Below are 13,802 nucleotides of genomic sequence, written 5' to 3'. Positions count from 1 at the left end.
CCGGGGTCGGCCCACCTAGCGTGAGGTGGACCACCACCACTGGAGGGGATGCCGCCGTGCTGACCGCCGAGCAGAACGACGAGCTCACCGCCGTCGAGCCCGGGACCCGCATGGGCGAGGTCCTGCGGCGCTACTGGTACCCCGTCGCGTTCACCCGCGAGCTGGCCGAGTTCCCCGTCAAGCGGGTCGAGCTGCTCGGGGAGTTCTTCGCGCTCTGGCGCTCGCCGTCGGGGCGGTACGGGATCATCCCCGAGCCCTGCCCGCACCGGAAGGCGTCGATGGCCTACGGCGTCGTCGAGGACGACGGCCTGCGCTGCCCGTACCACGGCTGGAAGTTCGACACCGACGGCGCGTGCACCGACCAGCCGGCAGAGAAGGAGAACACCAACTTCCAGAACCGCGTGCGTGCGACGGCGGGTCGGGTCGAGGAGATGGGCGGGCTGGTCTGGGCCTACGTCGGGCCGGCCCCGGCGCCCGAGCTGCCCCGTTTCGACGTCTACGTGATGGACGGCTTCCGCGACATCGGCTGGGCGGATCTGCCGTGCAACTACGTGCAGATCATGGAGAACGCGGTCGACCCGCACCACGTCGAGTTCCTGCACGGGCGCTACTTCGAGTTCATCGGCCGCCACGAGGGCTTCACGGCTCCCCCGTCGTTCGGCAAGGCGCACCAGCGCATCGGGTTCGACGCCTTCGAGTGGGGCATCATCAAGCGCCGCATCCTGGCCGGGGCGAGCGAGGACAACGACGACTGGAAGGTCGGGCACCCGCTCGTCTTCCCCTACAACATGCGCGTCGGGGGCGGCGGCATCCACCAGATGCAGCTGCGGATCCCGATCAACCGCACGACGACCCGGTTCATGCTCTACACGGTCCACGCCCCCGAGGGCTACGAGCCGCTGTCGCAGCCGGCGGTCCCGGACTACGAGATCCCGGTGTTCGACGAGCGCGGCCGCCACGTCGTGAACTACGTCGAGGGCCAGGACATCATGGCCTGGTGCACCCAGGGTCCGATCACGGACCGCACGACGGAGCACCTGGGCCGCTCCGACATCGGCGTCTCGATGCTGCGCAAGATGTTCAAGCAGCAGATGGCGGCCGTCGAGAACGGTGAGGACCCGCTGGGCACGATCCGCGAAGAGCACGAGCGGATCGACCTGCCCTGCGAGAAGGACAAGTTCCACGCGGGCGGGGCGCAGTTCGCGCTCGACTTCTGCGACATGGGCTCCACCCGCTTCTCGCCGATGCTCGACACGATCCGCAAGGTGCATCTCTCCGCCGCGGAGCAGGTCGGGAAGGACAAGGCGGCCGGGCGGACGTCGTTCACTCCGGAGGGCGGGATCGGCGACGCGACGCTGGCGCCGGGCACCGAGGCCCAGGTGGACTCGGGACAGGTCGGATGACCTCGCCGCCGGAGCGGCGATCGGCGCCGCCGGACCGTCGCTTCGCGGCGGACGCCGAGGCGCACCGTCGGGACGCGCCGCGGTTCTGCCCCGGCTGCGCGGGCGAGGTCGACCTCGCATCGGAGTTCTGGGAGGGCGACGACCGGCGCTTCTACTGCTGGTGCGCGGCCTGCGGGTGGACCGGGGAGATCGTCCCGACCGGCGAGACGGTCGTCGGACACGAGCCGCCGCACTGAGGCGATTCCCTTGATCGACGGAACCGGGCCACGGGGAGCAGAATCATCGCCGTGGAGGGGTTCGAGCTCGGTACCGACGGCCCGAAGCTGATCCTGGCGGCGGTCGACGGGTCGACGACGTCGTTGCGGGCCGGCGCCTACGCCGTCGGGCTGGCCCGGCGGCAGCGGTCCGAGCTCGTCGTCATCACCGTGACGACCACGCCCGCGATGTCCTCGCTGTCCGCCGACGCGGTCACGGTGCTCGCGGAGTCCGCGCACGACCTCGCCGCCGACCTCCACGAGCAGGCCAAGGAGTACCTGCGCCTGCTCGAGATGGAGGCGCGGCTGATGATGGTGCACGGCGACCCGTACCTGGAGATCGTGCGCGCCGCGGACGACCTGCGCGCGGACGCCGTCGTCGTCGGGGCCTCGATGAAGGCCGGGCACCGGTTCGTCGGGTCGCTCGCGGGACGGTTGATCAAGGCGGGGAAGTGGCCGGTGACGGTCGTCCCCTAGGTGCGCTGTCGAGGTCGACCGGGGTGGCCAGCGTCGGGAACCGCTGGAGCAGCGCGGGGAACGCCGTCGCCATCTCCATGCGCGCGAGCGGCGCGCCGAGGCAGTGGTGCACGCCGTGCCCGAACGCCACGTGCGGGGCGCCCGCGCGGCCGATGTCGAGCTGGTCGGGGTCCTCGACGAGCGCACGGTCCCGGTCGGCGGCCGCCAGCGAGACGAGCACCATCTCCCCCGCCGCGATCGGCGTCCCCGCGACCTCGGTGTCGGCGATCGCGACGCGCGGCACGCTCGCGTGCACGATCGACAGGTACCGCATGAGCTCTTCGACGGCGGGCGCGGTGGCGGTCGGGTCGTCGCGCACCAGGGCGGCCTGCTCGGGGTGGCGCAGCAGCGCGAGCGTGCCCAGGGCGAGCATGTTCGCGGTGGTCTCGTGCCCGGCGATGAGCAGCAGCGAGGCGATCCCGATGAGCTCGTTGCGGGTGAGGTCGTCGCCGTGCTCGCGGACCAGCATCCCGAGCATGTCGTCCCCTGGGGCGGCGAACGCGCGGTCGACCAGCTCGCCCATGTAGGCCCGGGACTCGGCGGCGACCCGGCCGCGCTCCTCCAGCGACAGGGTGAGGTCGATCTGCTTGCCCGCGCGGGTCTGGAAGTCGTCGCGGTCCTCGTAGGGCACGCCGAGCAGCTCGCAGATGACGAGGCTCGGGACGGGCAGCGCGAAGTCGGTGACGAGGTCGGCGGGCGGGCCGGCCTGGGCCATGGCGTCGAGCTGGGCGTCGACGAACGCCGAGATCCGCGGCTGCAGGCGCCGGATCCGCTTGACGGTGAACTCGCCGGTGAGCAGGCGCCGCAGTCGGGTGTGCTCGGGCGGGTCGTTCATGAGCAGGTTGCCGGCGCGGAAGACGGCAGGGTCGGTGCCGGGGATGCGGACGGCGGGCACCCGCTCGTTGGAGAAGCGGGTCGCGTCGCCGAGGACCTCGCGGGCCTCGTCGTAGCGGGTCACGAGCCAGGCGGGCTGCCCGAGGGCGTCGGTGACCCGCTCGAGGCCGGGCTGGTCGCGGAGGGCGCTGACGGCCGCGGGCGGATCGAAGTGGTCCCGCTGCACGTGGAGCGGGAGGTCCTTGGCGTCGACGGTCACGGTGACTCCTCAAGGTGGCGGCGTCACCGACCGTAGCACCGAAAACGAAAGCCCGCTCCCACTTCCCTGGGCGGCCTACGCGTCTCTCGCGTGCGCCCGCAGCCGCTCGGACCACGACAGCGTGGGCGGCGCGTCCCCGACGTCCGCGTGCGGCCGCCCGTCGACCTCGAGCACCGGGTACACCGTGAGCGCGAACATCGTCGTGGTCCGGCAGGCGCCGGAGTCGAGGTCGAAGCGGTACCAGTGCCACGGGCAGCGGACGTCGACCCCGCGGACCTGCCCCTCGACCAGCGGGCCGCCGTTGTGCGGGCAGGCCGCGTCGCTCACCCGCACCGACCCGTCGTCGAGCACGAAGACGGCGAACGCGCGGCCGTCGTCGGCGGTCACCGTCCAGGCGGACCGCCCGGCCGGGTCGCCGAGGTCGACGAGCACGTCCTCACCGCCGGCCGGACGACCGGAGCTCCGCCAACGACTCCCCGCCGACGAACCAGTGCTCGGGCTCGCACTCGGTGACGACGACGCGGACGTTGCCCGCCGGGGCACCCACCGCCTCGGACACCGCCGCGGTCACCTTCTCCCCGAGCGCGGCGAGTTGCTCGGGGGTCCGCCCGCGGGCGAGCGTGATCTGGACCAGGGGCATTCGGCCCTCCTCCGTCGGGCCCCGTGCGTGCGTTTCCGTGTTCTGACACGGAAACGCACGCACGAGAGCGTCAGCTCGAAACAGCCATCTCCACCGTGCCGAGCCGGTCGATCGACACGGTCACCACATCACCGGGCGTCACCGGGGTCGCCGCGGTCAGGCCGCCGGAGAGCACGACCTCCCCGGCACGCAGCCCCTCCCCGGACGCCGCCAACCGGCGCACCAGCCACGCCACCGCCGCCGCCGGGTGTCCGAGCGAGGCCGCCCCGGAAGCCGTCGCGATCACCTCGCCGTTCTTCTCCAGCACCACGCCCACCAGCCGGACGTCGATCCCGGCCGGCGGTACCGGGCTCCCGACGAGGTAGCGCGCCGCCGAGGTGTTGTCCGCGACGACGTCGGCCATCGTGAAGCGGTAGTCGCGGAACCGGGAGTCGAGCACCTCTATGCCGACCGCCAGACCCGACGTCGCCGAGAGCACGTCGACCGCCGTGCAGTGCGCCCCCGAGAGGTCGCGACCGAGCACGAACACGATCTCCGGCTCGGCCCGCGGCTGGATCAGCGACGACACCGACAGCGGCTCGCCGAGATCGAGCGCCCCGGCGGCCGGCAGGAACCCGCAGACCGGCGCGGACACCCCGACCTGCGCCTGTTTCGCCCGGGAGGTGACCCCGAGCTTCCAGCCCGCGATCGGGCCGGCCTGCTCGCGCAACACCCGCTGCACGGCGTAGCCGGTCTCGAGATCCAGGTCGGGGACCTCGTCGGTCAGCGGCTCGATCGCCGTCCGTTCCGCCACGGCCTTCGACAGCCGCGCCGCCAACTGTTGGACATCCGCACTCACGCCGCCACCTCCGCACCGGTCGTCGTGGTCGAGCTCCGCTTCGCTGCGTCTCCCGCCGTCACGCGGATCGACACCGGCCCGAGCCGATCGAACTCCGCCCGGTACACCTCGCCCGCGGCCATCGGCACCGCCGCGTGCAGGGCGCCCGTCATCACCAGGTGCCCCGGTTCGAGCGCCACCCCGTGCTCGCCGAGCACGTTCGCGAGCCACGCCACGACCGCGAGCGGATCGCCCAGCGCCGCCGCGCCCGCCCCGGTGTCGATCAGCTCGCCGTTGCGCGTCAGGGTCATCCCGACCAGCCGCGTGTCCAGTCCCGCCAGCGGCACCACGCGCGACGAGACCGCCACCGCGCCGTTCGACGCCAGGTCGGCCACCGTGTCCGCGAGCTTGATCCGCCAGTCCGCGATCCGGGAGTCGACGATCTCCATCGACGCGGCCGCCCCGGCGACCGCGCGTGCCGCGTCCGTCGGTCCGATCCCGGGCCCGAGCAGCCGCTCCCCCATCACGAAGACGATCTCCGCCTCGACCTTGGGCGCGATGAAGCGGTCGAGGGGCAGCGAGTCGCCGTCGCGGTAGACCGTCGAGGCGAGCACCGGCCCGTGATCGGGCGAGTCGACCCCGACCATCCGCTGCATCGCGGTCGACGTCAGCCCGACCTTGTACCCGACGACGCGGTCCCCGTCCGCCAGCAGCAGCGGCAGCAGCTCGCGCTGGATCGCGTAGCCCTCCGCCATGCCCAGCGAGGGGTCGGCGTCGGTGAAGGGCGCGATCGGGACGCGGGTGCGGCGCGCCTCGTAGAGCGCGCGGGCCTTGCCCGGGGCATCGAGCGATTCAGACACGGGCATGCGCGGCCTCCTGGCCGTTCGGCGTGCGGACGGTGGACGACGACGATCCTGCTCCCGACGACGGCGGGTCGCTGCGGTCGCGTCGTTCGGTCTCCGTTCCCGACGACGGCGGGCCGCTGCGGTCAGGCTGTTCGCACTCCGTACTGGATGGTCGACTCACCCTATCGGCGTGCTCCCCTTGATGCTCCGTCTCCGGCGACCAGCCCAAGCGCCGCGACACCGCCTCCCCCGCCTCGACGACCCAGCGCGCGAGACGCTGGCGCGGGATGGCCCGGAAGCGGGTGATCGGGGCGCCGACGCTGATGGCCGCGACCACGGCACCACCGGGACCGCGGACGGGAGCGGCGAGAGAGGCGACCCCGAGCTCGCGCTCGTTCACCGCGTCCGCCCACCCCCGCTCCTGCACGGCAGCGAGCTCGGCGCGCAGGGCGTCGGGGGTGACGATCGTGTGCGGGGTGTGCTCGCGCAGCCCGGCGGCGAGGATCCGCTCGCGCCGCTCCACCGGCAGTGACGCCAGCAGAACCTTCCCCGAGCTGGTGCAGTGCAGCGGGACCCGGCGACCGGTCTCGTGGAACAGCCGCAGCGAGTGGGTGCTCTCGAGCCGGTCGACATAGACGACCTCGTCGCCGTCGAGCACCCCCACCTGCGAGGACTCCCCGGTCTGCTCGCGCAGCTCGACCAGGACCGGGCCGGCGGCCGCGTGCAGGTCCATGTGCGAGCGCACCGCCTCACCGAGCTCGAACACGACCAGGCCGAGCCGGTACCCACCGTCGGCGTCCCGGGAGACGAGGCCCTCCGCGGCGAGCGTCGCCAGCAGCCGGTGCACGGCGCTCTTGCCGAGCCCGAGTCGGCGGGAGAGCTCCGAGACCCCGAGCGTCTCCTCCCGGGAGAGGAACGCCTTCAGCAGGCGGGCGGCGTTCGTGACCGAGTGCAGCGGAGCGTCCACTCAGACCGCCCCGACCGTGCTCGCCGCGGTACCCCCGAGGGCGCCGACGAGGACCCGGCGCACGCCGTCCGGGTCGAGGTCGGCTCCGGGGCGCAGCGCGGAGTCGACCGCCTCACCGACGGCGGGATTGTGCGGGGCGATCGCACGGGCGAGCAGCACCTGGGCGCGGGCGAGGCCGGCGACCGCGGCGCCCTGCATCTCGTCGACCAGCGCCTCCCGGCCGCGGGCCCGCGAGCGGAGCGTGTCGAAGTCGCGGGCCGCAGCGGAGTGACCGCTGGCCAGACCGGACCCGACGTGGCCCGCGTGATGCGGCGAGAGACCCGACCCGGGCTGGGTCACCAGGTGGTAGAGCACGGTCGAGATTCCCAGGCAGCCGCGGACCTCGTCGGGCCGCGCAGCGTCACCCTCGTCGATCACGCCGAGCGCGGGGAGGACGACCGGGTCGTAGAAGCGCACCGTCCACTCGAGACCGTCGAGCGATCCCGGCAGCTCGACCTCCTCGCCCTGCAGCGGGCCGAGGGGCTCCGTCGTCGCCAGCACGTGCAGGTTGCGCGCCCCGGCGGCGACGACGGTGAACCGTCCGGCGGCCAGCAGCGGCATCCGGCCGCGGACCGCCGGCGGGAACGTCGAGGCCTGCTGGGCGTAGGCCCGGTGGATGCCTTCGACGTAGCCCGCGACCGCGCGGCGCATCGCCATCGGGTCGGCCACGTTTCGCCTCCGGCATGTGCGTGCGTTTCCGTGTCCTGACACGGAAACGCACGCACATGCGCTCCGCGCCAACCGTTCCGGAAGCCGGAACGGTTGCTCTTCTCTCCGGAACGCTAGGGCGGCTAGCGTCGTGACGTCAAGCACACCGGCCTTCCGCCGGCACCCCACCCGAGAGGACCGGACGTGGGCATCCTGCGACTCGCGCACGTGGACGTGCGGACCCCCGACCTGGACTTGTCGACCGCGTACTACACCGAGGTCATGGGCCTGCAGCAGGTCGCCCGGACCGAGGACGCGGTCTACCTCAAGTGCTGGGACGAGGAGGACCACCACTCGCTGCGGATGCGCTACAACCCGCGCACCGGGCTGGACTCCTTCACGTTCCGCGTGGAGGCCGAGGACGACCTGGCCGACTTCGAGAACAAGGTGGAGGCCTACGGCTGCCCCACCAGCCGGGTCAGCCGCGGGGAGGCCGTCGGCCAGGGCGAGTCGCTGCGGTTCGAGGTCCCGTCCGGCCAGATCATGGAGCTGGTCTGGGACATCGAGAAGACCGGCAACCTGCTCGGCAAGCACAACCCCGCGCCCGTCCCGCCGCCCGACCTGCCCGGCATCGCGCCGCCGCGGATGGACCACATGCTGGTCAACGCCGAGGAGGTCGCCGAGTCCGCGCGGTTCTTCATGGAGGTGCTCGGGCTGCGCCTGACCGAGCAGGTGCTCGACGGGAACGGTCACCAGCTGGGCGTCTGGCTCGCCGGCCGGACGAACTCACCGCACGACATCGCGATCGTCAACGGGCCGAACGGCGCGCTGCACCACTGGGCCTACTGGCTCGACGACTGGGACCACGTCCGCAAGGCCGCCGACACGCTCGCCTACAACGGCGTGCAGATCGACCAGGGCCCGACTCGTCATGGCGTGACCCGCGGCAACACCATCTACTTCTTCGACCCGCTCGGGATCCGCAACGAGGTCTTCACCGGCGGCTACTGGGTCGACCCCGACACCGAGATCCTCACCTGGACCGAGGACAACTTCGGCAAGGGCCTCTTCTACTACGAGAACGTCGTCAGCCAGCGCTTCCTGCGCATGCACACCTGAGGAGCCTCGAATGCCGACCAACTCGACCTCCGATCGCATCCTCCGACTCCAGCACGTCGAGGTCCGCGTTCCCGACCTCGAGCTCGCCACCGCGTACTACACCGAGGTGCTGGGCCTCGTCGAGACCGCCCGCGACGAGCGCGACGGCGCCGAGCGCGTCTTCCTCAAGTGCTGGGACGAGCGCGAGCACCACTCGGTGATCCTCCGCGCCGCGCCCACCTACGGCCTCGACCACATGTCGTTCAAGCTCCACTCGCCCGAGGACCTCGACCACTTCACCGCGAAGCTCGAGGCCGCCGGGGTGCCGGTCAAGCGGTTCGCGCTGCGCGAGCTCGGTCCGGGCTGGGGTGAGGCGATCCGCTTCGAGGCACCGTCCGGGCACCTGGTCGAGCTCACCCACGGGACCGAGCGGGTCGGGAACATGCTCCCGCAGACGAACCCGCCGCCCCGGCCGATGGATCTCGTCGGGATCGCGCCGCCCCGGCTGGACCACCTGTTCGTCATGGCCGAGGACGTCGAGGCTTTCACCGCGTTCTTCTGCGAACTGCTCGAGTTCCGGCTCACCGAACAGATCCTCGCGAACGACGGGCACCAGCTCGCGACGTTCCTCGAGCATTCCCACACCCCGCACGACATCGCGGTGATCACCGGGCCGAACGGCGCGCTGCACCATTTCGCGTTCTGGATGGACGACTGGAACGGCATCCGCGACGCCGCCGACACCCTCGCCTATCACGGCGTGAACATCGACGTGGCGCCGACGCGGCACGGCGTGACCCGCGGCTACACGACCTATTTCTTCGACCCGGCCGGCAACCGCAACGAACTGTTCACCGGCGGCTACTGGGTCGACCCCGACTTCGAACCGATCACCTGGACCGAGGAGGAGATGGGCCGGGCGATCTTCTACTACCACCGCCAGGTCAACGAGCGCTTCTTCACGGTGCACTCCTGATGGCCCGCGACCCGCGGTCCGTCGACCGCTACGAGACGCCGGACTACCTCTCGAAGTACCGGTCCCGACGGCAGGCCGTCCCCGACGACGGGGGTGGTGACGGCGGGTCCGACGGCACGCCGCTCTACCTGCGCCGCTTCCGGGAGCGCACGACGACAGCTGGTGACGCGCACCCGCCGTCGTCGGGAGCAACGTCGTCGGGAAGTGCGATCGACACCAGCGTCTCCTACGACGGCCAGCGGTTCACCCCCGCGCTCGCCGAGGCGAGCCGCGGCAAGGAGATCGCGGCACCGATCGAGCGCAAGGCGAGCGAGAAGATCGTCTGCGAGATCTCGATCATCCGGCACGGCATCACGCAGGGGTACTCGACCGACGCCGGGCTGACCCCCATGGGCGCGTGGCAGGCCCACCGGCGCGGCCACGAGCTCGCGCGGCGCTTCGACCCCGGCGACCAGGTCCGGCTGGTGTGCGCCGACACCAACCGCGCCCGCCAGACCGCCGACCAGCTCTTCCGCGGCGCCAAGGACGGGCTGTCGATGTGGGGCATCGACGCCGACGTCACCAACCCGGAGCCCATCCCGGAGCTGCGCAACTTCGGCGTGTGGACGCCCGACGGGCTGCGCGACGTCACCTCGGCGTTCCGGCAGTACCAGGCGACCAACGAGACGCTCGAGCGGCTGGCGGTCGGCGACCGGCCGCGGTGGCTCGTCGAGATCGACCGCTTCTACCGCACCCAGCTGGGCGGGGCCGACCCGATCCAGGAGTGGCTGACGGTCCCGATGATGTACTTCGAGCCGCCCGCGATGTGTGTCCGACGGTTCTGGCGCGGGTTCCACCGGCTCATGGACGAGTCCCGTCGCGCGGACGGCTCGCTCACCCACCGCCGCATCCTCGCGGCGACGCACTCCGGCCCGATGCGCGCGTTCGCGACGTGGGCCCACGGCTACGACCCCGGCGAGCCCCTCAACACCGAGGAGATCCGGGTGAAGATGCGCGAGGGCGGCCGGTCCGCCTTCGTGTCGTACCGCAACCGCGTCACCGAGGTGAACGTGCCTCCGGCGGACGAGTTCCCCGACTGGGAGGCGTGATGACCGTCCTGCCGTTCTCGCCGGTGCTCGCCGACGACGCCGAGGACTCCCCGCTCCGGTCGGTGTCGACGGCGGTCGCGGTCCTCGACTGCTTCGCCGCCGAGCCGGAACTGGGGGCGACGAAGGTGGCCGCGCGGCTCGGGATCGCGAAGTCGACCGCGTGCCGGATGCTCGCCGCGCTCGCGGCCGGCGGGCTGCTCGAGCGCTCCGGGTCCGGGCGCTACCGGCTCGGGCTGCGGTTGTTCGAGTACGGCCAGCTCGCGGTGGACCGGTTGCTGCTGCGCGAGGTCGCGATGCCGGTGCTCGGTGAGCTCCGGGAGACCGTGCGCGAGACGGTGCAGCTGGGCGTGGCCGTGGGCACCGACGTGCTCTACCTGGAGCGCCTCGAGACCGCGGGCGCGGGGCTGCGGTTCCGCACCGACTACCACCGCAACCCGGCGCACTCGTCGTCGATCGGGCGGGTCCTCGCGGCGTCGGACCGGGAGCTGACGCTGGCGATCCTGGAGCGCGGGCTGGAGCGGCGGACGCCCTTCACCGTCGTCGACCCGCAGCGCTGGCGCCGCACGCTGGTGCAGACCCGCGAGCAGGGCTACGCCACCTGCCGGGACGAGTACGACCTCGGCTGGTCCTCGATCGCGGCGCCGATCCTCTCGGGCAACGAACGGTCGGGACGGCGGGCGGTGGCCGCGGTCTCGGTCGTCGGGTCGACGTCGCGGATGCTCGGGCCGCGCAAGCCCGCGGTCGTCCAGGGCGTGCGAAGGGCGGCGGAGCGGATCACGTCGGCGCTGGGCCGGGCGGGAGCCTAGACCCGCACGGATGATCGCGATCCGTGTGAGGAGAGTGGGCGAGGACCGAACGGTCCCTCACGGTCGTCGCGATCATGAGGGGCCCTACGGGTTCAACGCGCGGATCGGGCCAGCCCCACGGCCGTCCCGAGCACGGCGAGACAGCTGGTCGCGACGAAGATGTTCGGGTCGAGGCCGAGCACCTTGGGGGTGTCGAACTCCTCGTCGACCAGCTCGGTGCCCGGGAATGCCGCCGCGCCGTACATGCCCAGCCACGGGGTCGAGGAGATCGCCGCGGCCGCGAGCAGGTTGCGGTCCGGGTCGCCCCGACGTCTGGTGACCAGCCGCAGCGAATAGCCGCCCAGCAGCATGCTCATGACGATGTACTGGGCGTCGTGGAACTTGGCGTGCCCCGGCCAGCGCGGGTTGCGCAGGTGCCGACGGGCGGTCTCCGGGACGAGGGCGTCCGCCGCCAGCGCGCCACCGGCCGTCATCGCACCGACCAGCCCCACCAGGGCCCGGGCCGCGACCGTGCGCTTGCTCATGTGACCTCCCGGACCCGCGCCGGAACCGTCGGGAGCGCCGTACCGATGAGGCAGTCGCGGGTCACGAGCGCGACCTGCTCGGCCTCGGACAGCGCCTCGGCCCCCTCCGGGCGCTCGGGAACGACGATGTAGCGGGCCTCGGCGCTGGCGTCCCACACCCGGACCTCCGTCGAGTCGGGCACCACGAGCCCGAACTCGGCCAGCACCCCGCGCGGGTCGCGCACCACCCGCGAGCGGTAGGCCTCGCTCTTGTACCAGGCCGGCGGCGGGCCCAGCCACGCCACGGGGTAGCAGGAGCAGAGGGTGCAGACGATGACGTTGTGCACTTCGGCTGAGTTCGCCACCGCGTGCAGCCGGATGTCCGAGCTGAACCCGCCGCCGACGTGTCCCAGCTCGGCCGCCGCCGCGCCCGCATCGGCCAGCAGCCGCTCCCGGTACTCGGGCGAGTTCCAGGCCCGCACGATCATCTCGGCGCCGTTGCGCGCGGTGACGCGGTCCGAGAAGGCCTCGATCCGCTGATCGACTCCGGCCCGGGTGATCACCCCGCGCGCCTCGGCCACGTCGAGCAGGCGGTTCACGCGAGCCTGCAGCTCGGCGTTGCGATGGTGGTCAGCGCTCATGGCTGCTCCAGGTAGCTGACGAAGAGGTCCACGTGGACACGGTCGCCGGAGTGCGCGTCCGGGCCCCACAGCTCCGCGCTCGGGAACGCGACGGTCACGATGTCCTCCCGGTGTGCCGCGGATCCGACGACGGCCGACTCGTCCGGGAACCGCCCGTCGCCCACGAACCGCACCACCTCGCCGACGTGACCCCGCACGTAGCGCGGCGCGCGGTTGTGGCCGGGCGGGTTCATCGTCCGGACCCGCACCCGGTCGCCGACGTTCACGACCCCACCAGCGTCTCGAGCGCGGTCAGCCAGCGCTCGTAGTACGGCATCGCGTAGTACTCGCCCGGCGGAATCCGCTCCATCGTCGCCCGGAACTCGTCGAGCGTGTACGCACCGGCCGCCACGAACGCCTGGTTCAGCACGAACGTCTGCGCCTCCCAGACCGACTCGAACAGCGGCCCGTGCTCCTCCGGGAGATCGCCGAAGCCGTGCATGCCGCCGACGTCGTTCGCGTACGCCATGCGCCGAGGATGGCACCCCGGGGAGATGACCTCCAGAGTGCTGACTGATCCGCCAGTCAGTCACTTGCGATCCGAGCAAGCGCCGCCGTACCGTCCGGAGCCGTGACCGACTCCGTCCCCGACCGGGTGCGCCGCGCCATCGAGCGCAGCGGCGCGACCCGGCGCGAGTTCGCGACCGGGATCGGGCTCGACGAGACGAAGCTGTCGAAGTCGCTCGCGGGGAGGCGGCGGTTCACGACCGACGAGCTCGCCGCGATCGCCGCCCGGGTCGGGATTCCCCTGACCGAGCTCGTCCGGCCCGTCGTCACGGCCACGCCGGGTCCGTCGGTACGGCCGGCGCCCGTCGACGACCCCGACGGCGCCCGCAAGCGGATTCTCGACGCCGCCTGGACGCTCATCGCCGAGCGGGGCTACCACCAGGTCCGGGTGGCGGACGTCGCGAACGCCGCCGGCACCAGCAGCGCCGCGGTGCACTACCACTTCCCCGGCAAGGAGGCGCTGCTCGGCGAGGCGCTGCGCCACAACGTCGAACTGGCGTTCGACCGGCAGTCGGCCGCCCTCGCCGATCTGCCCGACCCGCATGCGCGGCTGCTGCGCCTGCTCGACCTGCAGATGCCCGACGGGCCGGTGCTCGAGCCGGAGTGGTCGATCTGGATGCAGGTCTGGGTCGAGGCGGTGCTCGACGCCGCGCCCGACGACCAGCGCCGGCGTGAGCTCTACCGCGAGGCGCAGGACCGCTGGTTCCGCACCGTGCTCATGACGCTGCACGACGGCGCCGAGGCCGGGGCGTTCCGGGCCGGGGACCAGGAGCTGCGCGCCCGGCAGCTCACCGCACTCGTCGACGGGCTCGGGATCGGGGTGATGACCCGGGCCTCGGACGTCGCCGAGATGCGGGCCGCCCTGCGCGACTTCGTCGACCACACGATCGTCCGAGGAGACCACCCGTGACCGGACCCCGCC

Annotated in this window: 19 protein-coding genes; 8 read left to right on the top strand and 11 right to left on the bottom strand. The window is 72.4% G+C overall.

Annotated features, from left to right (window positions below; genetic code table 11):
* Positions 1-56 precede the first annotated feature (56 nt).
* The 3 genes from LQ327_RS19825 to LQ327_RS19815 are packed head-to-tail and all read left to right on the top strand — an operon-like array spanning position 57 to position 2,134.
* A complete protein-coding gene (locus tag LQ327_RS19825) occupies positions 57-1,403 on the top strand; it encodes a Rieske 2Fe-2S domain-containing protein (RefSeq protein WP_230736883.1) in 1,347 nt (448 codons plus the stop codon).
* On the top strand, positions 1,400-1,639 hold the full coding sequence (locus LQ327_RS19820) for a hypothetical protein (protein ID WP_230736881.1): 240 nt from the start codon (positions 1,400-1,402) through the stop codon (positions 1,637-1,639). The genes LQ327_RS19825 and LQ327_RS19820 overlap by 4 nt, the downstream gene beginning before the upstream one ends.
* A 51-nt stretch (positions 1,640-1,690) precedes the next feature.
* Complete coding sequence (locus LQ327_RS19815) at positions 1,691-2,134, top strand: universal stress protein (RefSeq protein ID WP_230736879.1); 444 nt, start codon at positions 1,691-1,693, stop codon at positions 2,132-2,134.
* On the opposite strand, the gene LQ327_RS19810 is transcribed toward LQ327_RS19815, so the two are convergent.
* From LQ327_RS19810 to LQ327_RS19780, 7 genes are all read right to left on the bottom strand, one after another.
* A complete protein-coding gene (locus LQ327_RS19810; protein WP_230736877.1) occupies positions 2,097-3,266 on the bottom strand; it encodes a cytochrome P450 in 1,170 nt (389 codons plus the stop codon). The genes LQ327_RS19815 and LQ327_RS19810 overlap by 38 nt on opposite strands.
* Before the next feature lie 75 nt (positions 3,267-3,341).
* Positions 3,342-3,698: a Rieske (2Fe-2S) protein gene (locus LQ327_RS19805; protein ID WP_230736875.1), complete on the bottom strand. Its 357-nt coding sequence runs from the start codon at positions 3,696-3,698 to the stop codon at positions 3,342-3,344.
* Positions 3,699-3,702: 4 nt separating this feature from the next.
* Entirely contained in the window at positions 3,703-3,906 is a 204-nt protein-coding gene (gene thmT, locus LQ327_RS19800) for a 2-hydroxymuconate tautomerase (protein WP_230736873.1), read from the bottom strand.
* 70 nt (positions 3,907-3,976) lie between these two features.
* Positions 3,977-4,744, bottom strand: a complete 768-nt coding sequence (locus LQ327_RS19795) for a 2-keto-4-pentenoate hydratase (protein WP_230736871.1) — start codon at positions 4,742-4,744, stop codon at positions 3,977-3,979.
* Positions 4,741-5,589 carry a 2-keto-4-pentenoate hydratase gene (locus tag LQ327_RS19790; RefSeq protein ID WP_230736869.1) on the bottom strand — a complete coding sequence of 283 codons (849 nt, stop codon included), beginning with the start codon at positions 5,587-5,589 and terminating at the stop codon, positions 4,741-4,743. Before LQ327_RS19790 ends, LQ327_RS19795 begins: the two co-directional genes overlap by 4 nt.
* Positions 5,576-6,535, bottom strand: a complete 960-nt coding sequence (locus LQ327_RS19785) for an IclR family transcriptional regulator (RefSeq protein WP_230736867.1) — start codon at positions 6,533-6,535, stop codon at positions 5,576-5,578. Before LQ327_RS19785 ends, LQ327_RS19790 begins: the two co-directional genes overlap by 14 nt.
* Complete coding sequence (locus tag LQ327_RS19780; RefSeq protein ID WP_230736865.1) at positions 6,536-7,243, bottom strand: hypothetical protein; 708 nt, start codon at positions 7,241-7,243, stop codon at positions 6,536-6,538.
* Positions 7,244-7,426: 183 nt separating this feature from the next.
* Here LQ327_RS19780 and LQ327_RS19775 point away from each other — a divergent pair, with 183 nt between their 5' ends.
* Genes LQ327_RS19775 through LQ327_RS19760 form a run of 4 tightly spaced genes read left to right on the top strand, consistent with a single transcriptional unit; the run spans position 7,427 to position 11,190 of the window.
* Complete coding sequence (locus LQ327_RS19775; RefSeq protein ID WP_230736863.1) at positions 7,427-8,341, top strand: catechol 2,3-dioxygenase; 915 nt, start codon at positions 7,427-7,429, stop codon at positions 8,339-8,341.
* 10 nt (positions 8,342-8,351) lie between these two features.
* Positions 8,352-9,296 carry a catechol 2,3-dioxygenase gene (locus LQ327_RS19770; protein WP_230736862.1) on the top strand — a complete coding sequence of 315 codons (945 nt, stop codon included), beginning with the start codon at positions 8,352-8,354 and terminating at the stop codon, positions 9,294-9,296.
* Positions 9,296-10,384, top strand: a complete 1,089-nt coding sequence (locus tag LQ327_RS19765; protein WP_230736860.1) for a histidine phosphatase family protein — start codon at positions 9,296-9,298, stop codon at positions 10,382-10,384. The genes LQ327_RS19770 and LQ327_RS19765 overlap by 1 nt, the downstream gene beginning before the upstream one ends.
* Entirely contained in the window at positions 10,384-11,190 is an 807-nt protein-coding gene (locus LQ327_RS19760; protein WP_230736857.1) for an IclR family transcriptional regulator, read from the top strand. Before LQ327_RS19765 ends, LQ327_RS19760 begins: the two co-directional genes overlap by 1 nt.
* A gap of 92 nt (positions 11,191-11,282) precedes the next feature.
* On the opposite strand, the gene LQ327_RS19755 is transcribed toward LQ327_RS19760, so the two are convergent.
* From LQ327_RS19755 to LQ327_RS35265, 4 genes are read right to left on the bottom strand one after another with little or no spacing between them, the layout of a single operon-like run.
* The gene (locus LQ327_RS19755; RefSeq protein WP_230736855.1) at positions 11,283-11,714 is read right to left on the bottom strand and encodes a DUF6640 family protein; all 432 of its coding nucleotides are present in this window, start codon (positions 11,712-11,714) and stop codon (positions 11,283-11,285) included.
* The gene (locus LQ327_RS19750) at positions 11,711-12,334 is read right to left on the bottom strand and encodes a nitrile hydratase subunit alpha (RefSeq protein WP_230736853.1); all 624 of its coding nucleotides are present in this window, start codon (positions 12,332-12,334) and stop codon (positions 11,711-11,713) included. Before LQ327_RS19750 ends, LQ327_RS19755 begins: the two co-directional genes overlap by 4 nt.
* Entirely contained in the window at positions 12,331-12,600 is a 270-nt protein-coding gene (locus LQ327_RS35270) for an SH3-like domain-containing protein (protein WP_230736851.1), read from the bottom strand. Before LQ327_RS35270 ends, LQ327_RS19750 begins: the two co-directional genes overlap by 4 nt.
* Positions 12,597-12,842 (bottom strand): SH3-like domain-containing protein, encoded by a 246-nt coding sequence (locus tag LQ327_RS35265; protein ID WP_230736850.1) that lies wholly within the window; start codon positions 12,840-12,842, stop codon positions 12,597-12,599. Before LQ327_RS35265 ends, LQ327_RS35270 begins: the two co-directional genes overlap by 4 nt.
* Positions 12,843-12,944: 102 nt before the next feature.
* On the opposite strand from LQ327_RS35265, the gene LQ327_RS19735 reads away from it, so the two are divergent.
* Positions 12,945-13,790 carry a TetR family transcriptional regulator gene (locus LQ327_RS19735; protein ID WP_230736848.1) on the top strand — a complete coding sequence of 282 codons (846 nt, stop codon included), beginning with the start codon at positions 12,945-12,947 and terminating at the stop codon, positions 13,788-13,790.
* Positions 13,791-13,802 lie beyond the last annotated feature (12 nt).

The organism is Actinomycetospora endophytica (genome assembly GCF_021026375.1).
Lineage (GTDB): Bacteria > Actinomycetota > Actinomycetes > Mycobacteriales > Pseudonocardiaceae > Actinomycetospora > Actinomycetospora endophytica.
Note: the sequence above shows the minus strand (reverse complement) of the source record. Positions and strands in the feature narration are given on the sequence as shown.

Excerpts from the sequence above, each read along its gene's own strand:
- LQ327_RS19820 (WP_230736881.1), top strand. The coding sequence starts at position 1,400 with ATGACCTCGCCGCCGGAGCGGCGATCGGCGCCGCCGGACCGTCGCTTC.
- thmT (WP_230736873.1), bottom strand. The coding sequence starts at position 3,906 with ATGCCCCTGGTCCAGATCACGCTCGCCCGCGGGCGGACCCCCGAGCAA.
- LQ327_RS19790 (WP_230736869.1), bottom strand. The coding sequence starts at position 5,589 with ATGCCCGTGTCTGAATCGCTCGATGCCCCGGGCAAGGCCCGCGCGCTC.
- LQ327_RS19770 (WP_230736862.1), top strand. The coding sequence starts at position 8,352 with ATGCCGACCAACTCGACCTCCGATCGCATCCTCCGACTCCAGCACGTC.
- LQ327_RS19765 (WP_230736860.1), top strand. The coding sequence starts at position 9,296 with ATGGCCCGCGACCCGCGGTCCGTCGACCGCTACGAGACGCCGGACTAC.
- LQ327_RS19760 (WP_230736857.1), top strand. The coding sequence starts at position 10,384 with ATGACCGTCCTGCCGTTCTCGCCGGTGCTCGCCGACGACGCCGAGGAC.
- LQ327_RS19755 (WP_230736855.1), bottom strand. The coding sequence starts at position 11,714 with ATGAGCAAGCGCACGGTCGCGGCCCGGGCCCTGGTGGGGCTGGTCGGT.
- LQ327_RS19750 (WP_230736853.1), bottom strand. The coding sequence starts at position 12,334 with ATGAGCGCTGACCACCATCGCAACGCCGAGCTGCAGGCTCGCGTGAAC.
- LQ327_RS35265 (WP_230736850.1), bottom strand. The coding sequence starts at position 12,842 with ATGGCGTACGCGAACGACGTCGGCGGCATGCACGGCTTCGGCGATCTC.